Annotated in this window: 15 protein-coding genes; 4 read left to right on the top strand and 11 right to left on the bottom strand. The window is 54.1% G+C overall.

All coding sequences use genetic code 11. The features are described from left to right. Together rpoC and rpoB are read right to left on the bottom strand one after the other, a co-directional pair. The coding region (gene rpoC, locus QOS46_RS14225) for a DNA-directed RNA polymerase subunit beta' (protein ID WP_283610734.1) at positions 1-1,775 on the bottom strand (1,775 nt) is incomplete at its 3' end. 14 nt (positions 1,776-1,789) lie between these two features. Further along, positions 1,790-5,515 (bottom strand): DNA-directed RNA polymerase subunit beta, encoded by a 3,726-nt coding sequence (gene rpoB / locus QOS46_RS14220; protein WP_283610857.1) that lies wholly within the window; start codon positions 5,513-5,515, stop codon positions 1,790-1,792. A gap of 445 nt (positions 5,516-5,960) precedes the next feature. On the opposite strand from rpoB, the gene QOS46_RS14215 reads away from it, so the two are divergent. Then, the gene (locus QOS46_RS14215; RefSeq protein ID WP_283610732.1) at positions 5,961-6,806 is read left to right on the top strand and encodes an Mrp/NBP35 family ATP-binding protein; all 846 of its coding nucleotides are present in this window, start codon (positions 5,961-5,963) and stop codon (positions 6,804-6,806) included. A gap of 1,189 nt (positions 6,807-7,995) precedes the next feature. On the opposite strand, the gene QOS46_RS14210 is transcribed toward QOS46_RS14215, so the two are convergent. Next, a complete protein-coding gene (locus QOS46_RS14210; RefSeq protein ID WP_283610730.1) occupies positions 7,996-8,619 on the bottom strand; it encodes a hypothetical protein in 624 nt (207 codons plus the stop codon). A gap of 268 nt (positions 8,620-8,887) precedes the next feature. Between QOS46_RS14210 and QOS46_RS14205 the strand changes: the two genes are divergently transcribed. Genes QOS46_RS14205 through QOS46_RS14195 form a run of 3 tightly spaced genes read left to right on the top strand, consistent with a single transcriptional unit; the run spans position 8,888 to position 11,828 of the window. Continuing rightward, positions 8,888-10,129: an ABC transporter substrate-binding protein gene (locus tag QOS46_RS14205; protein WP_283610728.1), complete on the top strand. Its 1,242-nt coding sequence runs from the start codon at positions 8,888-8,890 to the stop codon at positions 10,127-10,129. Beyond that, entirely contained in the window at positions 10,126-10,827 is a 702-nt protein-coding gene (locus QOS46_RS14200; protein ID WP_283610726.1) for a GTP-binding protein, read from the top strand. The genes QOS46_RS14205 and QOS46_RS14200 overlap by 4 nt, the downstream gene beginning before the upstream one ends. Next, positions 10,824-11,828 carry an ATP-binding cassette domain-containing protein gene (locus QOS46_RS14195; protein ID WP_283610724.1) on the top strand — a complete coding sequence of 335 codons (1,005 nt, stop codon included), beginning with the start codon at positions 10,824-10,826 and terminating at the stop codon, positions 11,826-11,828. Before QOS46_RS14200 ends, QOS46_RS14195 begins: the two co-directional genes overlap by 4 nt. A 151-nt stretch (positions 11,829-11,979) precedes the next feature. Here QOS46_RS14195 and QOS46_RS14190 read toward each other — a convergent pair whose 3' ends face one another. The 8 genes from QOS46_RS14190 to glpK all read right to left on the bottom strand — a co-directional run bounded on the left by QOS46_RS14190 (position 11,980) and on the right by glpK (position 20,878). After that, positions 11,980-12,903 (bottom strand): RluA family pseudouridine synthase, encoded by a 924-nt coding sequence (locus QOS46_RS14190; RefSeq protein ID WP_283610722.1) that lies wholly within the window; start codon positions 12,901-12,903, stop codon positions 11,980-11,982. 45 nt (positions 12,904-12,948) lie between these two features. Then, on the bottom strand, positions 12,949-13,530 hold the full coding sequence (locus tag QOS46_RS14185) for a nitroreductase family protein (protein WP_283610720.1): 582 nt from the start codon (positions 13,528-13,530) through the stop codon (positions 12,949-12,951). 274 nt (positions 13,531-13,804) lie between these two features. After that, complete coding sequence (locus QOS46_RS14180; protein WP_283610718.1) at positions 13,805-15,244, bottom strand: MATE family efflux transporter; 1,440 nt, start codon at positions 15,242-15,244, stop codon at positions 13,805-13,807. A 156-nt stretch (positions 15,245-15,400) separates the two neighbouring features. Next, positions 15,401-15,766: a DUF1667 domain-containing protein gene (locus tag QOS46_RS14175; protein WP_283610716.1), complete on the bottom strand. Its 366-nt coding sequence runs from the start codon at positions 15,764-15,766 to the stop codon at positions 15,401-15,403. 3 nt (positions 15,767-15,769) lie between these two features. Further along, a complete protein-coding gene (locus QOS46_RS14170; RefSeq protein ID WP_283610715.1) occupies positions 15,770-17,041 on the bottom strand; it encodes an NAD(P)/FAD-dependent oxidoreductase in 1,272 nt (423 codons plus the stop codon). Beyond that, positions 17,038-18,486 carry an NAD(P)/FAD-dependent oxidoreductase gene (locus QOS46_RS14165; protein WP_283610714.1) on the bottom strand — a complete coding sequence of 483 codons (1,449 nt, stop codon included), beginning with the start codon at positions 18,484-18,486 and terminating at the stop codon, positions 17,038-17,040. The genes QOS46_RS14170 and QOS46_RS14165 overlap by 4 nt, the downstream gene beginning before the upstream one ends. 158 nt (positions 18,487-18,644) lie before the next feature. After that, positions 18,645-19,352, bottom strand: a complete 708-nt coding sequence (locus QOS46_RS14160; protein ID WP_283610713.1) for an MIP/aquaporin family protein — start codon at positions 19,350-19,352, stop codon at positions 18,645-18,647. Positions 19,353-19,384: 32 nt separating this feature from the next. Beyond that, the gene (glpK, locus tag QOS46_RS14155) at positions 19,385-20,878 is read right to left on the bottom strand and encodes a glycerol kinase GlpK (protein WP_283610712.1); all 1,494 of its coding nucleotides are present in this window, start codon (positions 20,876-20,878) and stop codon (positions 19,385-19,387) included. Position 20,879 lies beyond the last annotated feature (1 nt).

Below are 20,879 nucleotides of genomic sequence, written 5' to 3'. Positions count from 1 at the left end.
CCCACCAAGAAGTCGATTTCAAATTTCAGGCGGTTCTCCGGAATGGAACGATCCACATAGCCCAAATCCTGCGGGATAGGGCGGTTGAAGATAATACGGCCAACGGTGGTATCCACCAGGCCGGTGACCTTTTCCCCGTTGATTTCCAGCGTGCGGCGCACCTTGATTTTTGCGTGCAGCTGCACCACCTTGGTATCGTAGGCCATGAGGGCTTCATCCACATCACGGAAAATCTTGCCTTCGCCCTCTTCGCCGTCTTTATCCAGCGTCAGGTAATAGGAACCCAGAACCATGTCCTGTGTCGGGACGGTAACCGGGCGTCCGTCGGAGGGCTTGAGCAGGTTGCCGGCGGCCAGCATCAAGAAACGAGCCTCAGCCTGCGCCTCTGCGGAAAGCGGCACGTGAACAGCCATCTGGTCTCCGTCGAAGTCGGCGTTGTACGCGGTGCAAACCAGCGGGTGCAGCTTTAAGGCTTTGCCCTCAACGAGAACCGGCTCAAAGGCCTGAATGCCCAAGCGATGCAGCGTCGGCGCGCGGTTGAGCAGAACCGGGTGGTTCTTGATCACGATTTCCAACGCATCCCAAACCTCAGGCTTTGCGCGCTCAACCGCTTTTCTCGCCGCCTTGATGTTGCCCGCCAGGCCAGTTTCGACCAGGCGCTTCATCACAAAGGGCTTAAACAGCTCCAGCGCCATTTCCTTCGGCAGACCGCATTGGAACATTTTCAGCTCAGGACCAACAACGATAACGGAACGACCGGAGTAGTCAACACGCTTGCCCAGCAGGTTCTGACGGAAACGTCCCTGCTTACCCTTCAGCATATCCGAAAGGGATTTGAGCGGGCGGTTGTTCGGGCCGGTCACGGGGCGGCCGCGGCGGCCGTTGTCGATCAGGGCGTCAACCGCCTCCTGCAGCATGCGCTTTTCGTTGCGCACAATAATATCCGGCGCGCCAAGCTCCAGCAATCTTTTCAGACGGTTATTTCGGTTGATCACGCGGCGGTACAGATCATTCAGATCGGAGGTCGCAAAGCGACCACCGTCGAGCTGTACCATGGGTCGCAGATCCGGCGGAATCACCGGAACAGCATCCATAATCATCCATTCGGGGCGGTTGCCGGAAAGGCGGAACGCCTCAACAACTTCGAGTCTTTTCAGAATTCTGACGCGCTTCTGTCCAGAGGAATTCTCCAGCTCTGTTTTCAGCTCCTCAGATTCCTTATCAAGATCGATCTCAGCCAAAAGAGCCTGAATCGCTTCAGCGCCCATGCTGGCCTTGAAATCATCCTCATATTTTTCGCGCATATCGCGGTATTCTTTTTCATTGAGCATCTGCTTTTTTTGCAGCTCACGAACATTGCCCGGGTCGGTAACAATATATAGGGCAAAGTACAGCACCTTTTCCAGCATACGGGGCGAGATGTCGAGAATCAGGCCCATGCGGGAGGGGATGCCCTTGAAGTACCAAATGTGAGAGACCGGCGCGGCCAGCTCAATGTGACCCATGCGCTCGCGGCGAACCTTCGCGGTGGTTACTTCAACGCCGCAGCGTTCGCAGATTTTCCCTTTATAACGGATTCTTTTATATTTTCCGCAGTGGCACTCCCAGTCCTTCTGCGGCCCGAAGATCCTTTCGCAGAACAGCCCGTCGCGCTCGGGTTTCAGGGTACGATAGTTGATCGTTTCGGGCTTTTTCACCTCGCCATGCGACCACGTGCGGATGGTATCCGGAGAAGCCAGGCCGATCTTCATTGATTCAAATACGTTAAATTCCATATTGCAACCCCCTACTATTCGATGTCTTTGCTGTCAGAATCGCTGTCGAAAGAATCTTCCTCTTCGTTGTCTTCCTCCGAAAACAGATCCGGCTCCTCTTCATAGGAATCGTCCAGGTCGGGATCTTCCACCGTATATCCGTCAAAATTATCCTGAGTAGCGACAGTCGGCTCGTCAAACGTATCGCTGGACGGAGTAAATCCTACATCATCGTCATAGTTCACCTGCAGGTCGACTTCCTCGTTGTTCGCGTCAAGTACCTTTACATCCAGAGCCAGCGACTGCAGCTCCTTAATCAGAACCTTGAAGGACTCCGGCACGCCGGGCTTCGGAATGTTCTGGCCCTTAACGATGGCCTCGTACGTTTTCACACGGCCAATCACGTCGTCGGACTTCACGGTCAGAATCTCCTGCAGGGTATAGGCAGCGCCGTAAGCTTCCAGCGCCCAAACCTCCATCTCTCCGAAGCGCTGACCGCCGAACTGCGCCTTGCCGCCCAGAGGCTGCTGGGTAACAAGCGAGTACGGGCCGGTGGAACGGGCATGAATCTTATCATCAACCAGGTGATGGAGCTTGAGGTAGTACATATAGCCGACGGTGACGGGGTTGTCGAACAGTTCGCCGGTGCGGCCGTCTCTGAGCTCTACCTTGCCGTCTTCTCTCATGCCGGCCGCATTCAGGCAGGCACGGATGTCGTCTTCATGCGCACCGTCGAATACGGGGGTCATGATCTTCCAGCCGAGAGCCTTGGCCGCGCGGCCCAGATGAACCTCGAGCACCTGGCCGATGTTCATACGGGACGGAACACCCAGAGGGTTCAGCACAATGTCGAGCGGGCGCCCGTCTGGCAGGAAGGGCATATCCTCTTCCGGCAGAATACGGGACACAACGCCCTTGTTTCCGTGACGGCCCGCCATCTTATCGCCGACCGAGATCTTTCTCTTCTGGGCAATATAGCAGCGAACCACCTTGTTGACACCGGGACTCAGCTCGTCGTGGCTGTTTTCGCGGGTAAACACCTTGACATCTACTACAATTCCATATTCGCCGTGGGGCACACGCAGAGAGGTGTCGCGCACCTCGCGGGCCTTTTCACCAAAGATGGCGCGCAGCAGGCGTTCCTCCGCCGTCAGCTCGGTTTCGCCCTTGGGCGTTACCTTACCGACCAGAATATCGCCAGCACGAACCTCCGCGCCGACGCGGATAATGCCGTTTTCGTTCAAGTCGCTGAGCAGATCCTCGTTGACGTTGGGGATGTCGCGGGTGATCTCCTCCGGCCCGAGCTTCGTGTCACGGGCCTCAATCTCGTATTCTTCAATATGAATCGAGGTATAAACGTCTTCACGGACGATTTTCTCGTTGATGAGAACGGCATCCTCATAGTTGTAGCCTTCCCAGGTCATAAAGCCGATGAGAGCATTTTTACCAAGGCTGATTTCACCGTTGCTGGTTGCGGGGCCGTCGGCGATGACTTCGCCGGCTTCCACCTGCTGACCGCGATCCACCACCGGAACCTGATTGATGCAGGTGCCCTGGTTGGAACGCATAAACTTCGTCACGCGGTAGGTGTCTACCTCGCCGTTTTCCGCGGTGATGCGGATTTCATCGGCGCTGACACTTCGTATCACGCCCGCACGCCTTGCCAGCACACAAACGCCGGAGTCTACGCCCGCCTTGTATTCCATACCGGTACCCACGATGGGGCTTTCGGTTGTCAGCAGCGGAACCGCCTGCCGCTGCATGTTGGAGCCCATCAAGGCACGGTTGGCGTCATCGTTCTCAAGGAACGGAATCATCGCGGTAGCAACAGAAACGACCATGCGGGGCGAAACGTCCATAAAGTCGGCACGGGCGCTTTCCACCTGCACAAACTCATCGCGGTAACGGCCGTTGATCTTCGGATGGATAAAGTGTCCCTCATCATCCAAAGGCTCGTTTGCCTGCGCCACAATATAATCATCCTCTACGTCCGCGGTCATGTACACCACATCGGAGGTGACGCAATTAGTGCTTTTATCCACAAGGCGGAATGGAGCTTCAATAAAGCCGTACTCGTTGATGCGCGCGAACGTTGCAAGGTACGAAATCAGACCGATGTTCGGGCCTTCAGGCGTTTCAATTGGGCACATGCGGCCGTAGTGGCTGTAGTGAACATCTCGCACCTCGAATCCGGCGCGGTCACGAGACAAGCCGCCGGGGCCGAGGGAGGACAGGCGGCGCTTATGCGTCAGCTCTGCCAGCGGATTATTCTGATCCATGAACTGCGACAGCGGAGAGGAACCGAAGAATTCCTTGATCGCCGCCACAACAGGACGGATGTTAATGAGCGAATGAGGAGTCAGGATCTCAAGATCCTGCGCCTGCAGCGTCATTCTCTCGCGGATGACGCGTTCCAGACGGGAGAAACCGATGCGGAACTGGTTCTGCAGCAGTTCACCAACAGAACGGATACGGCGGTTGCCCAAATGGTCAATGTCGTCAATATGGCCGAGGCCCATCGCCAGGCAGTTCATATAGTTAATCGACGAGAAAATATCGTCAATAATAATGTGCTTGGGTACCAGCTCGTCAGTACGGGCGCGCAGAGTCTCTTTCAGCTCTTCCTCACCCTCGCAGCTTTCCAGGATTTCGACCAAAACGCTGAAACGGACGCGCTCATTGATACCGCATTCCTTCTTCGCGTCGAACGAAACAAAATCGTTCACGTTGACCATGCCGTTTGAAATCACCTTGATCTCACGCTCGCCCTGCTGCACATAGGCAGTGGATACACCCGCATTGTCAATCTCCATGGCCCTCTGGTGAGTGAGCACCTCGCCGGCCTCGGCCATCAGTTCGCCGGTCAACGGGTTCACAATCGGGCGCGACAGCTGCTGGTCGGTAATTCTGCCGGCCAAATTCAGCTTCTTATTATATTTATAGCGGCCCACGCGGGAAAGATCGTATCGTCTGGCGTCGAAGAACAGCCCGTTGATGTGCGTCTGCGCGCTTTCAATCGTGGGCGGCTCGCTCGGGCGCAGCTTGCGGTACACCTCAAACAGAGCCTCTTCGGTGTTTTTACAGGGGTCTTTCTCAATCGTGGCCAGAATGCGGTCATCTTCGCCGAAGTACTCGCGGATTTCTTCGTCGGTAGAGAGGCCAAGCGCACGAATAAACACCGTGATCGGTATTTTACGGTTCTTATCAATGCGCACATAGAACACGTCGTTCGCGTCGTTCTCATATTCCAGCCAGGCACCGCGGTTCGGAATTACCGTAGAGCTGAACAGCTCCTTACCGGTTTTATCGTATTCCATTTTATAGTAAACGCCGGGGGAACGCACAAGCTGAGATACGATTACGCGTTCCGCGCCATTAATCACAAATGTACCGCTGTCTGTCATCAGCGGGAAGTCGCCCATGAAAACCTCAGATTCCTTGATCTCACCGGTTTCCTTATTCAGCAGGCGGGCCGTTACCCGAAGAGCCGAAGCGTAGGTGGTATCGCGTTCCTTGCATTCCTCCACGCTGTAATTAGGCTTGTCATCCAGTTTATAGTTTACAAAATCGAGTACCAGATTCCCGGTATAATCCGTGATGCCGGAAACATCGCGAAAAACCTCTTTCAGGCCCTCTTCCAAAAACCACTGGTAGGAATTCTTCTGCACCTCGATCAAGTTCGGCATGTCCAGGACTTCATCAATCCGGGAGAAGCTCATGCGAGTATTCTTGCCTAGTTGTACCGGTTTGACATTCACCATTGGCTCAATCACTCCATTCATATATTTCACCATCTGTGTCAGATAAACAAACTTTCCTGCCGGCGCACACCACCGCTTCGGTAAAATTTTAAAAGATGCTCTTGCCTTTTTCCAAAAAGCATGTTAGAATAAATCTAAAGTAAGGGAAAAAAGTATACGTTTCCATGATGATGCAGTATATTATTTTATTACAATATATTGCGGTTGTCAAGTATATCCTGAAAGATAATTGGAATAATTGTGGGTAACTAATCATATTCTAGTATTTTAGAGATAAAAAACTTGTTTTCAGATCCTTTTCGCGCTGCGGAAGGGATTTTTTTATTGCCCTCACTTCTCCTGACCGCCGCGGTTGACTTTCCACTCAAATAGAGTATACTGTACAGGAATTAAATTGAAACGGGCCCTTCCCGTTCTGAAAAATAGGTCAAAGGAGCGTAAAGCCATGAGCGAAACCTGCAACCATTCCTGCGGCAGCTGCAGCGCCGACTGCGCCAGCCGCACCGAACCGGCCAGCCTGCTGGAAGCCCCCCACCGCCTGAGCCGAATCAAAAAGGTGATCGGCGTTGTCAGCGGCAAGGGCGGCGTGGGGAAATCCTCCGTAACGGCGATGCTGGCAGTCCTCGCAAACCGCATGGGTCTGGTCAGCGGCGTACTGGACGCGGACATTACCGGCCCCTCAATCCCCAAGCTGTTTGGTATCACAGAAAAAGCGCTGGCCGACCAGAACGGCATTCTCCCTGTTTTAAGCGAAACTGGTATCAAGCTGATTTCCGTTAATCTTCTGCTGGATCATCCCACCGACCCCGTGCTGTGGCGCGGCCCGATCCTCGGGGGCGTTGTCAAACAGTTTTGGAAAGACGTCATCTGGGGAGATTTGGACGTCCTATTCCTCGATATGCCGCCCGGAACCGGTGATGTGGCATTGACGGCGTTTCAGTCGATCCCTCTGGACGGAATTATTCTAGTCACCTCACCGCAGGAGCTGGTTTCAATGATCGTTTCGAAAGCGGTGAAAATGGCGGAGATGATGAACGTTCCCATTCTGGGCCTGATTGAGAACCTGTCTTATGTGGAGTGTCCCGACTGCGGCAAGAAGATTGCGGTGTTCGGCGAAAGCCACGTGGAAGAAATCGCGCAGCAGCATCACCTGAAGGTACTGGCTAAGCTGCCGATTGATCCGGCTCTGGCCGCGGCCTGCGACAGCGGAAGCATCGAAGGCTACCCCGCTGCCGCGCTCGAAGCGACAGCCGATTTGGTTGCCGGCTGGGAGAAGCCCGCAAAACAATAAAATATCTTCATAAAAACCTCCGGTTGCAGCCCGTTGCTGCGGCCGGAGGTTTTTTTTGCCCCTCGTGCCGGGGCGGGGCTTTCTTTTTTCTCGTAAGAGAATTTGTTTTTTCTCCGGGGGTTCCCCGTGGGAATTCTGCTGGCACAGGCTTGCCCCTCGTGCCGGGGCGGACACTTACTTTCGTGAAAGGACGAAAGTAAGCAAAGGCCTTCCAAAGGGCACCTTTGGAAGCCGTTTGGGAAACGATCCTTCATTGCACAAACGAAAGCCCTCAGAAAGGCGCTTCATTGAAAATGCCCATTCTCCGAGTTTCCTCCGTAAATAAGTCTTGCTGTCCCGTCTGTCGGTAGGCATTTTCAAAGCGCTCTCGTTAGCTCGGAGTTATTAGATGCGGCTTCGCCGCTGTAAGGCACGTGCGGACTCTCCGTCGTGCGCAAGAGAATTTGTTTTTTTCGGGGATTCCCCGTGGAATTTCTGCTTGCGCAGGCTTGCCCCTCGTGCCGGGGCGGGCACTTACTTTCGTGAAAGGACGAAAGTAAGCAAAGGCCTTCCAAAGGACACCTTTGGAATCCGTTTGGGGAACGGTTCCGACGAGTGCCGCCACTAGCCACCGGGAAGGCGCTCCATTGAAAATGCCCACTCTCCGAGTTTCATCTGGAAATCAGTCTTACTGTCCCGTCTGTCGGCGGGCATTTTCAAAGCGCTCTCGTTAGCTCGGAGTTATTAGATGCGGCTTCGCCGCATTTGCTCTGCAAATTGAAACATCGGAACTATGGTTGAACTTCCAATCAATCAAAGCTACCGTAAGGCTGCCCTTCTGCGAGCCAATGAGAGCACTCGGAAAGGGGGCGCCGCCGAACGAAACCGGCAAACTGCCTGTTCCCACTAAGCAAGGCGCGTGCGCACTTTCCACAGAGTGCCTTTCCGAAGGCTATTGTTAACGGGAGCCGAAACCGTTCCCCAAAACGGATTCCGAAGGCGGAGCCTTGGGCGATTCTTTGCCTACTTTCTTTTCGTAAAGAAAGTTGGGGCCCGCCCCGGCCTGAGGGGCAAGCCCTGCGCCAGCAGCATTTCTCCGTGGGAGAGCCCACAGAAAAAAACAAACAAGGCCCCGGCGCATAGCGCGCCGCCCCTCCGCGACATGGAAAGCAATTTCCCATGCGAACCGCCCCGCGATTGACACACAGGATTAATCTGCCATAGAAAACCACACCAGCCGCAGAACATTTCCATAGTGGTTTTCAAACAGCAGCTCGGCCGGGTACACCTCGCGCTCGCCGCAGTTCGAAAGAATCACCTGTTCGCCGTCGGCATCCTTACTCCAGCCGGTAATGGTGACCCAATGCCAGTTATTCTCTTTCATCTCCGGGGCGCGGTGCTTTAAAATTAGAAACGCGACTGGGTTTCCTTTGACAATCGCCTCTTTGAGAAAATTCATTCGTTCCTCACAACTGCGGCGGTGGAATAACGTGTGCGCCTGAAAAACACTCCCGTGCTCTCTGGCAAACAACAGGAATTTCTGCACAAAGCGCCCTGCCACCGGGAATCCCATCGGCCCCGGCGTCATGTATCGGTACATCTCTTCCATCACATGCAGATATTCCGGTTTGGAAAACCGCTCCGTCTCCCCGGAATACAGGCTGCGGCCCGCGGGAACCAGGGACGCGTAATATGCCGCCAGATTCGCGCCTGTAACGCTGGCGCAACCTGCGGTGCGCTGAAAAACCTGCAAAAACCATTCCTGGTTTCCCCCATACCCGGCCTGCACACCGTCTTTCCATACCACGGGAAACGGCAATTCATGTACTACCATAGCTCCACCTCCACTGAATCTCGTCTGCTTTCGCGCTCATTTTTATAATATGCGGACAACGCCTGCGCGAACCCAACCGAACCGCCAAATAGCACAAGTGCTGATATTCCCCGTATTATATCGCCCCTTGCCGCCACTGTCAACGCAAAATATCTACCTGTTTTTATAATGTTGCTTTTGCAACATACAAGCGACTCACTTTTTGGTATACTACAATCATTAAAAAGAAAATCCACCAAATCGACCGAGCTGAAAGGACGGAATTGGAATGAACGAATATTTTAAACTCATCGACACTGTTTATGATATTACTGAGAAACACCCGGAAGCAATCGAGCTGCTCGCTGCGCACGGCTTTGATCAGCTGAAAAACGACCTGATGCGCAAAACACTAGGCAAGACTATTTCACTGGAAACTGCTCTGCGCAGTAAAAAAATCAATCCGGAGCTGTTTGAGCAAAAGCTAGTGGATGTGATCGAACAGGGGCGGTATGCCGTCTCCACCGGGCTTACCGCCATGAAAAAGGAAAGCGGCGCGGAAATCAGAGTCGAGGGCGTGCTGCCCTGCCCCATCCGGATTCCGCTGCTGGAACGCCTGGAGGCCTGGCTGAAAGAAAACGACGAGCTGGCCGCACGCACCGATTACGATTTAAAGGCCGCCAGCATGGGACTCGATTCTGCCAAGGAGCGCGTGCTCGCCGCAGACGGAAGCCCCGAAAAGCTTTCGGATCTATACCTTTCCGCTGGCTTTGACCTTTTCTTTGACCGCCAGCTGATGGGCCGCTACCGCGAAGAAGGCGTGTTTCAGGACCTTTCGGGGCTTCCCCGATTGAATCCTGATTTTGAAAATCAGCGCATCAATTTAAGAGACCCACTGGGGCAGTATACGATCATTGGCGTAGTGGCATGCGTGTTTATGGTGAACACCGCTGTTCTGGGAGACCGCCCGTTCCCGACCGGATGGGAAGACCTGCTTCGCCCCGAATTCGAGAACAGCATTTCTCTGCCGGTGCGCGATCTGGATATGTTCAACGCGCTGACGCTGCACATCCGACGCTTTTACGGCAAGGAGGGCATTGAAAAACTCGGGCGCAATCTGCTCAGCGGCATGCACCCCGCGCAGATGGTAAAATCCGGCCGGCAGCAGCAGGCCCCCGCCGTTTCGATCACTCCATACTTTTTCACGCAGATGCTCGATGTCAACAGCCCGCTGGTTCCTGTATGGCCAAAGGAGGGCGCAATCATCAGCCCTATCTTCCTGCTGACAAAGGCTGCGTCCAAAGACAAGGTAAAGCCATTTGTTGATTTTCTGTTTTCCAAGGAGGTTGGCGAGCTGATGTCACTGAACGGCAAGTTTCCCTCGACCAATCCACTGGTGAACAATGGTCTGCGCCCCGACCAGCATTTTCTGTGGCTGGGCTGGGATTATATTCATGAGAACGACATTGGCGCGCTGATCCGCGAAACAGAGCGTGACTTTTATGCCGCCGCAGGAAAGGAGCAATTATGAACCTCACGATTTTTTCCGGCCCTCCATCCTCGGGCAAAACCTCTGTGATTTTAAAAACCATTGCCGCGCTGCAAAACCGCGGCCTGAAAGTGGGCGTCGTAAAGTTTGACTGCCTGTATACCGACGACGACGTCGCCTATGAAAAAGCGGGTGTTCCCGTAAAGAAGGGGCTGTCCGGCGCACTTTGCCCCGACCACTTTTTTGCTTCGAATATTGAGGAAATTGTGAAATGGGGCAACCGCATCGGCCTTGATCTGCTTATCAGCGAATCCGCCGGCCTGTGCAACCGCTGCTCCCCTTACCTCCGGGACATCAAGGGGGTCTGCGTGATCGACAATCTTTCGGGCATCAACACCCCGAAAAAAATCGGCCCCCTGCTCAAATCTGCCGATATTGTCGTCATTACCAAGGGCGACATCGTATCGCAGGCGGAGCGCGAGGTGTTTGCCTCTCGCGTCAGCTCGGTGAATCCCCGCGCTGTCGTGATGCACGTCAACGGCCTGACGGGCCAGGGTGCCTATGAACTGGGAACCCTCGTGTATGATGAATCAAAACGTGTGGATTCGGTGCAGGGCGTACAGCTGCGCTTCCCTATGCCGGCGGCCCTATGCTCGTACTGCCTGGGCGAAACGAGAATCGGTGAAACGTATCAGCTGGGGAACGTAAAGAAAATGGACCTGGGGGAGGATCTGGCATGATGGAAAAAACCATTTCGCAACTTTTAACGGAATATCCATTTATATCTGATTACTTTGCACTAAACAAGCTGGATGTAAACGGATATGAATCCATGACCTTCCCCCTGTTTTTAGATCACTTTTCCACTGCCGAGCTGGAGGATTTGGCAATTGACAAAGAGCGTCTGCTGGCAGACCTGCCAGTTTTTATTCAGCAGATGAACGACTTTCTGGGGCTTGATTCTTCTTCTCTTGTTCACTCGCTGACCCTCCTGCCGGGGCATGACAAAACAGGCACGCCGGAGGGGTTTGAGCGCCTGACGATCAACAGCTCGCAGATAATTTCCATCGTAGGGCCAACCGGCTCCGGCAAAAGCCGCCTGCTAGCGGACATTGAATGGGTGGCGCAGGGCGATACCCCAACCGGGCGCAGCATTCTCATCAATGAAGAAAAGCCAGACAACAAATGGCGCTTTTCCTCCGGCAACAAACTGGTGGCCCAGCTTTCGCAGAATATGAACTTCGTCATGGACCTGACGGTACAGGAGTTTCTGGAGCTGCACGCCCAAAGCCGCCTGTGCGAAAACCCAGACACGGTGATTGCCCGCATTATTGAGGAAGCGAACCGCCTCGCCGGGGAGCAGTTTTGCATAGATACCCCCGTCACAAGCCTGAGTGGCGGGCAGTCCCGTGCGCTGATGATCGCTGACACCGCGATTTTAAGCACATCGCCGATCGTTCTGATCGACGAGATTGAAAACGCCGGCATTGACCGCAAAAAGGCGCTGAAGCTGCTGGTTGCAGAAGATAAAATTGTTTTGATGGCCACCCACGACCCGCTCCTCGCACTCCTTGCTGACCAGCGGATTGTGATTCGCAACGGCGGAATCCATAAGGTAATTTCCACAAGTGAGCAGGAAAAACAGCTTTTGGAAGAACTGGAGCGAATGGATACGGTAATTCAGGGTGCCCGCCACAAGCTGCGCGACGGCAGTTCCCTCTCCGTATTGGATTTGAAATAATTCTTTTCGCAGACGGGTCTGAACCAGAAACGCAGTTCCCCCCGCAAACACGGAAGACAACAATCTTCTTATCAAATAAAAGCAGCAAAAGAGCGCGGATGTCTCCGCGCTCTTTTGCTGTGTAATCGTTAAGAAAGACAAAGCCTTCCTTTTATTTTATGTCGGTACGCTTGAACGAAATGGATAAAAACACAGCGGGAACCTTGGCTTCAAACCGCAGAAGCTTCCCTGTTTCCGGGTGACGCAACTCCAGAAGCCCGGCATGCAGGCCAAGCCGTTTAAAGGGGTTGCTTTTCGCTCCGTACTTTTTGTCCCCGACAACGGGACAGCCCATCTCTTTCATGTGTACACGAATCTGGTTCTTCCGGCCGGTTTGCAGGCGAACATCTACCAGGGAATACCCGGGGGCCACGCCGATCACCTTATAGTCGGTGATCGCTTCCAGTCCATTTTCGTCCTGTTCTCCGGAATAGACCAGCATCGTTTTTGTTTCGTGCAGCCAGGTGTGAATTTGCCCGCTCAGCGGCTGGGGGCACCCCTCTACCACGGCGGTATACGCCCTGGTTTTCACGATCGTGGCCCACTGATCCTGCAAAGCGTATTTCATCTCTGCGGTTTTAGCCGCCAGCAGCACACCAGAGGTGTCTCTGTCGAGCCGGTGTACAATGAAAATTCTGGAATCCGGGTCACTCTGGCGCACATGCTCCGTCATCTGGTGGTACGCGGTGCGCTCCTTTTCGTTTTCATTGGCAATCGACAGCAGCCCGGCGGGCTTATTGATGACTAAAATCGCATCGTCTTCATACAGAATCTCCAGCGTTCTGCCACCGGCCGGCGGAGCCTCCGGCGCCCAGCGAACCTGCACGGACTGCCCAGGACGCACAGGGTAATCGTGACGCGTCGCCACACGCCCCTCTACCAGCACGGCACCGCGGGCCAGCAGCGACTTAATGTTGTTTCGTGATTTTCCACGCAGATGATCGCGCAGAAAATCAAACAGAATCCCAGGTTCATTCACCAGCAAAATTACCGGTGCATGCGGATTCTTCCCTCGGGGCTTTTCTTTTTTTATCATGGGGTCCCCTTTCTTTTTAAAAGAGCGGCAGTAACCACCGCCCTGTCAGCGGATGATGTGAATTGCATCCTTGCGCGAGCTGGCGGAAGGGGGAGAACTTTTCGGCCAGCCAAGCGCAAGGGTTCCGTAAATATCGTGATGATCCGGAATGTCCAGTTCTGCCATCAGGCTGCGGATCACAGGATGGTGTGTCAGGCCGGGTAAATGATTCAGCCAGCAGGAGCCGATCCCAAAGGAATGGGCCGCCAGCATCATATTTTCCAGCGCCACGGCGGAATCGGCAAGGGCATTGACGTTTTCGCGGTCATTCGAAACAATGACATAGGTAGGAGCATGAAACAAAAATTCCGAATCCTCCCGCTCGGCCTTTGCCTTTAGGCGAACCACATACGGGTGCGTATCGGGTCCGGCCGAAACGTTACGCAAAGCCTCGCGCAACGCGGTATTGATATGTGCCAACACCTGTGGGTTCTGCACAGCGGTAAACTTCCAAGTTTGCAGGCTTCTGCCCGAAGGCGCATAGGTGCCGGCCAAAAGGATCTGATCCAGGCTTTCCGCCGGAATCTGCCGTTCCTCATAAGAACGGATACTGCGTCTGGTTAGAATGTTTTCCATCACCGGATTCATAGGACTGCCCCTCTCGCACGGCAAACAGTACAGACCGTGCTACTCTTAGTCTTATTTTATTATAACGCAGATCGCGATTCTTGTCGATAAAAGATGGAGTTGATATTTCTCTTCCACAATTTTCTGCGGAAAGTCGCCGCCTTCCTCCAAACACGTGGCGGCTCATAAAACCAAGCCGAAGCAGGGTGGAATCATCCGCCCTGCTTCAGCTGAATTATTTCTTATCAACACCATACACACAGAAAAAAGGAACTGAGAACAATCAGGCCACCTTCTATGGCTCTGTTCCTCCCTCCGGTTCCTGCGGCGGCATATCAGCCGGAGTATTCAATTTCTGATCAGCTGATTCTCCCTTTATCATATCCGGCTCGCTCTGCGCAAGCAGCCCTTCCTTTTTTGTTAACCGTACAAAGATCAGGCTGTGGAAAATGACAATCACAATCCAACCAATTCCGGTTGCGTAAGACACCGCGTCCATCCCCAGACTGGAAACAAGCAGATACGATAAAATCACACGCAGCGAAATGTGAAGGGTAGTGCCGATAAGCGGGATATTGACCAGCCCACTGCCACGGTAGAAGCCCACAAACGCGCTGCCGGTATAGCTTAAAAAGTAGAAGAAGCAAAGAATTTGAAGATAGGAGGTTCCATACGAAATTGTCTGCGCGCTGCCGTCGGGGACAAAAAAGCGCATCAGACTCTCCGCAGAGAAAAACAGGATGATCGACAGCGTACCGGCGATCGCCAGCATTCCTCGCAGGCCGGTGAAAAACCCCTTTCTTGCACGCGGCCGCTTCCCTGCCCCGGTGTTCTGTGCCACAAAAACAGAAATTGCCTCCGCTCCGCTGTCTCCCACCGCAAGAACGAGCCCCTCCACCCTCGTGGTTGCCGTATAGGCCGAAATAGCCGCAAGCCCCATGGTATTTACCGCACCCTGCACCAGGAGCTTGCCAATATACAGGCTGGACTGGTGCAGCGCCGACACCAGCGAAAACCGGGCGATTTTCGCAACCAGAGAGCCGTCGTAGCGCATATCCTTTCGCCCGACCCGCAAAAACGGGAGCGTTCGGCGAATATAGAAAAGGCACAGCAGTGCAGATAAAATTTGCGCCAGCACAGTAGAAAGCGCCGCGCCGCGCACGCCAAGACCAAGATGCGCCACAAACAGAATCGCCAGAAAAAGGCTGATGGCAATTGAAATCAGCAAAAACAGCAGTGCCGCACTGGTATTGCCGATTGCACGCAGCACCGCCGCAAAAAAATTATATAAAAAGCAGGCCATCAGCCCAAGAAAGATGGTATTGAGGTATTCCACCGCCAGAGCGGAAACCTCGGGTGGGGTTTGAATCAGCCGGAGCAGAAACGGCGTGCAGGTGAGGCCCAACAAGCTGATGAGCAGCGTAAACGACGCGCCGAACGCCAGCGACAAAAAAATTGCCTGCCGCAGCGCCGGGTGATCCCCCTTGCCATACAGCGAGGCCATAATAATAGCGATGCCGGTGCAGCAGCCGCCCAAAATAAAGATGAACAAATTCATCACCGTGCCCGCAATGCCAAGGGCCGCAAACGCAGCTTCCCCCAGGTAGCGCTCCACAATGATGGAAGAAATAATATTGTAACACTGCTGCAGGATGTTGCCTACCAGAAGCGGAAACGCAAGCCGCACCAGAAGCGGCTGTATCTTCCCCTCCGAAAGGGTAATTCGTGATGCCATAACGACCTCCCCAGATCTGAATGACTTCATTATACCGGAAAACATTCGTTTCGATAAGTACTTTTTTTACTATGACAAGATTTGTACCCAGTAATAGCAAAAGCGGGAGGCTCCATTTGGAGCCTCCCGCCGATCCCGAAAAATTCTATTGATTGCTTACCCTGCGTCTGAAACCCTGTTCATACTGCGCGTTACCACAAAATTCGCGTCGAGACCCAAAAGCTTTGGCACCACAATATCCCCCACATGCACCGGGGCCTGCAGCGTTACGCCGTCGAGCAGGCGCATGGCCTCGAAAATATCTTTCTTTGGGATTTCACGGTCCGTTTTCACCGGTACGCGCGCGAGGGACGCACCTTCGATTTTCACGGTGGAGGTGAGGGTACGAGTGGGGGCGATCAGTTCCTTTTTGCCGTAGGCTTCCCCCCGCGGGCAGGAATTGCCCGTTACCTTGTAGCCGTTCTCCTCATCCACATGCAGGCGGCATCCTTTGGGACAAACAATGCAAACCAGCTCTGTCATGCGTCATTCCTCCTTTTCAATCGAAACAATAAGCTCGCCGCTTTCCGCTTTTTGCAAAAGAGCCAGCGGCAGGGTAATCTTCTCCATCTCGCCGGGGGTGATATGCTCCCGGGGATACGAAGCAATCAGAGCTTCACCGCTTGTTACCGTTATCCTCGCGCCGCGAAAAATCTGGTTCACGCGGAAAAAGACATCCACGGATTTCTCCACGCCCTGCGGTCGGATTTTCTGCGGCACGGTATAACCGACGCCAAAGCCATTTTTTAAGCACAGCATGCCTTCCTCGGAGGGGCTGCCGGTCTTGCTGCACAGCGCGGCAGATTTGCCGGCGCGCTGACTTTCCGCAGTGACAAAATCCACCAGATCGTGCACATGAGCTACATTGCCGCACGCAAACACACCGCGGGCGCTGGTTTCCATGTTCTCGTATACCACGGGGCCGTTCGTGCGTGGGTCTACCTCAAGCCCGGCCTGGCGCGAAAGCTCGTTTTCGGGGATAAGCCCGACGGAGAGCAGCACGGTGTCGCAATCCAGTACCTCTTCCGTTCCCGGAATGGGGACGCGGTTTTCGTCCACCTTCTGCACGACCACCTGCTCCACGCGCTTATCGCCGCGAATTTCAGTAATGGTGTGCGACAAATGCAGCGGAATATCATAATCGTTCAGGCACTGCACAATATTGCGGGTCAGCCCGCCGGAATACGGCATCACCTCGTAAACACCCAGCACTTTGGCTCCCTCCAGAGTCAGGCGGCGAGCCATAATCAGGCCGATGTCACCGGAGCCGAGGATCACCACGCGGCTGCCCACACGGTCGCCCTCCAGATTCATATACAGCTGTGCCGCTCCCGCCGTGAACACACCTGCCGGGCGGCTGCCGGGAATGCCAATTGCGCCGCGCGTTCTCTCGCGGCAACCCATGGCCAGAACAATCGCCTTCGCTTTCAGCTCGAGATACCCGCGCTTGGGGTTAATGGCATATACGGTGCGCTGCTCGCTCAAATCGAGCTCCAGCACCATAGTGCCGGTCAACACCTCAATATCGCTTTTTTTCAGCTCGTCAATAAACCGTTCGGCATATTCCGGGCCTGTCAGCTCCTGCTTAAAATAGTGCAGTCCAAAGCCATTGTGAATACACTGATTCAGAATTCCGCCGAGGTCTGCCTGACGTTCCAGCAGTAATACACTCTCCGCACCGTTCTGCCGGGCGGAAAGCGCCGCCGCAAGACCGGCCGGGCCGCCGCCGACGACAATCACATCATATTCCTGTTTCACTGCTCCCCCGCCTCCTTCCGCTCTTTCGTCCGACCAAGGATGATATTCATCCCGGTGCGGTCCAGAGGCACCTGGCTCTCCGGAATCCCCAGTTCACGGGCAATAATCGCCTGTACCCTCGGCCCGCAGAAGCCGCCCTGGCAGCGCCCCATGCCTGGTGTACAGCGGCGCTTAATACCATCTACGGAACGCGGCGCAAGCGGGCGGTGCATGGCGTCCACAATCTCGCCCTCGGTCACGGTTTCACAGCGGCACACGATGGTGCCGTAAAGCGGGTTGCGTTGAATAGCTTCGCCGCGTTCCTTCGCGCTAAGGGATTTAAACCGCAGCACGCGACGCTTAGACACAAAATCAGGGTTCGGCGAAAGCTCCAGACCGGCGCGGTGCAGATGCTGCACCATATCGCGCGCAATCGCCGGGGATGAAGTCAGCCCTGGGGACTTGATTCCCGCAATGTTAAAAAAGCCCTCGCAGGCCTTACTCGGCCCCACAATAAAATCATCCTGTGTAGAAATGGCGCGCACTCCCGCAAAATTGCGGATGGAGTCGCGGAAATTGATGGTTGGAACGCTTCTGAGCGCCGCCTGCCGCACATTGTGCAGACCGTTGGAGGTGGTGTCGGCGTCATCCACGTCAACGTCTTCCGCGTTGGGGCCGACAATCAGATTTCCGTGTACGGTGGGCGAAACCAGTACACCTTTCCCCACCTTGGTCGGACACTGGAAGATCACACGGCTGACAAGCTTGCCCTGAGTGGTATCGAGAACAAAATACTCTCCCCGGTTCGGGGTAATCTGAAAGCTGTTGTCACCTGCCATAGATGCGATACGGTCTGTATATACTCCGGCAGCATTGACAACAAAACGGGCTTCCACCGGCCCTTGGGCAGTCTGGATGGTAAAGGACTCCCCATTTTTCTCAATACCGGTCACTTCCGCGTCCAGCATCACCTTCGCGCCGCCCTGCACAGCCGCCTCAGCCTGTGCAATCGCCAGCTCCCACGGATTAATAATGCCCGCGCTGGGAGCCCAAAGGGCAAACAGAGCAGTTTCGCTCAGCGCCGGTTCCATCCGGTGCAGCTCCTCTGTTTCAATAATACGCAATCCCGGCACGCCGTTTTCTACGCCTCTTTGATACAAAGCTTCCACCGTTGCGCGGTCCTCTTCAGAAAATCCAAGTACAAGTGATCCGATTTTATCATATAAAATATCCAGATCTGCGCAAAGCTGCTCGATGATCCGGTTGCCCTCCACATTGTAGCGGGCCATCAAGGTACCCGGCTCCGGGTCGTACCCCGCATGCACGATCGCGCTGTTCGCTTTGGTAGTACCGACGCTTACGTCGTTTTCCTTTTCCAAAAGCACCGCGTTCACCTTGTAGCGGCTCAACTCATACAGCAGCGAACAACCACACGCCCCACCGCCGATGATTGCTACATCAAACATCTGAAAACCTCCTAAAAGTATCGATCCGAGTCAAAAAGAGCCAAGCAAAACAGACCCATTTCACCATGAGTCTAGTTTGCCCGGCTCTTTCTCTCAATTCTCGGCAAATTTTAGTTTATGCCATTGTAGGGGTATTGTCAAGTAATCCTTCCAAAATCTTAGAAAATCGCTGCCGCCAACCAAGCGCCTAAAAGGCCGCCGCAGACAGGGCCTACTACCGGAATCCAGGAATAACTCCAATCGGAGTCTCTCTTATTGGGGATCGGCAGAATAGCATGAGCAAGACGGGGGCCCAGATCACGGGCAGGGTTCATCGCATAACCCGTGGTTCCGCCGAGGCTGGCGCCGCAAGCAAAGATAATTGCGCCCACACCGAAGGTACCCATTGCGGCAACACCGTTCACCGGAGTTTGTGCGATACCCAGAATCGCAAATACCAATACGAAAGTTGCGATTACTTCACTGATGAAATTATTGCCATAGCTGCGGATTGCAGGGCCGGTGCAGAACACGCCCAGCTTTGTGCTGCCGTCGTCGGTAGCCTCAAAGTGATCTTTATACATCACCCACACCAAAATTGCACCGACAAAGCCGCCCAGCATTTCGGCGACGATGTACCCCGGAACAACTGCCCAGGAAAGCTTGCCGATGGCTGCAAGGCCAAGCACCAGGGCAGGGTTAAATACCGCGCCGCTGGCGGTAAAGATCAGCGCCGGAATGAGTACCGCGCAGGCCCACCCGAATGAAATCACAATCCACCCGGAGTTCTGGCCTTTGGTTTTATTCAGGATCACGTTGGCAACTACCGCGTCGCCTAACAGGACAAGAAGGGCCGTACCCAAAAATTCATACAGATAGTTTTGCACAACAATTCCTCCTCTGCAAATTACGGTTCGAATTACTTGGCTGCCCAGCCAAAGGAACGTTTTACGGCTTCCTTCCAGCCGCTTACCAGTTCATGCCGTTTGGATTCTTCCATATTCGGTGTAAAGGTTCTGTCCAGCGCCACATTCTGGCGAATATCCTCTTTATCCTTGTAATACCCTACCGCAAGTCCGGCCAGGTACACAGCGCCCAGAGCTGTACTTTCAATAATCTTCGGCCGCAGCACGTTAATCCCCAGAATATCTGACTGGAACTGCATCAGGAAGTTATTGGCCGATGCTCCGCCGTCTACATGGATTTCTTTGAGCACTACGCCCGCGTCTGCTTCCATCGCTTTCATCACATCATAGCTTTGATAGGCAAGGCTTTCCACGGTGGCACGAATAAAGTGCTCCTTTTCCACACCGCGGGTCAGGCCGACAATGATTCCTCTGGCATATTGATCCCAATACGGTGCGCCAAGGCCGACAAAGGCTGGCACCACATAAACGCCGGCACTGTCCGGTACTTTTTTCGCATAGGCTTCGGTAAAGGCCGCGTTGTCGATCATCCGCAGCCCGTCACGCAGCCACTGAATTGCCGCGCCGGCCACGAACACACTGCCCTCCAGAGCATATTCCACCTTGCCGTCAAGGCCCCAGGCAATGGTAGTGATCAGCCCATTTTGAGAGGCGACCGCTTTTTCTCCGGTGTTCATCAGGATAAAGCAGCCCGTTCCATACGTATTTTTCACTAGGCCGGACTCAAAACAGCACTGGCCAAACAAAGCAGCCTGCTGGTCGCCCGCGATACCGGCAATCGGGATTTCTCCGCCCAAAAACTCCGGATCGACATTACCGTACACATAGCTCGAGGGTTTTACCTCAGGCAGCATGCTCTTTGGAATTCCCATTTCTTTCAAGATCTCATCGTCCCACTCGAGTGTATGTATATTGAACAGCATGGTACGAGAAGCGTTAGAGTAGTCGGTTACGTGACATTTGCCCTTGGTAAGCTTCCAGATCAGCCAGCTGTCTACTGTTCCGAACAGCAGGTCGCCTTTTTCAGCTCTCTCTCTGGCTCCCTCCACATTTTCCAGAATCCAGCGTACCTTGGTGCCTGAAAAATAGGCGTCTATAATCAGGCCGGTTTTGTCTTTCACCGATTGCTCAAGGCCTTTGGCCTTCAGCTCATCGCAGTACTCCGCGGTACGGCGGCACTGCCATACAATGGCGTTATAGACCGGCTGGCCGGTGTGGCGATCCCACACAATGGTTGTTTCACGCTGGTTCGTAATGCCGATGGCCGCAATATCAGAGACATCCACATTGCATCTGGCCTTTGCTTCAGTCAGTACCGCCAGCTGGCTCGACCAGATCTCCATCGGGTCATGCTCCACCCATCCCGGGTGCGGAAAAATCTGAGTGAATTCCTTCTGTGCCACATTGATGATATTCCCCTGCTTATCAAAGATAATGCAGCGTGAGCTGGTAGTCCCTTGATCCAATGCGATTAAATACTTACCCATT

It is taken from the genome of Faecalispora anaeroviscerum, assembly GCF_947568225.1.
GTDB classification, from domain to species: Bacteria; Bacillota; Clostridia; order Oscillospirales; family Acutalibacteraceae; genus Faecalispora; species Faecalispora anaeroviscerum.
Note: the sequence above shows the minus strand (reverse complement) of the source record. Positions and strands in the feature narration are given on the sequence as shown.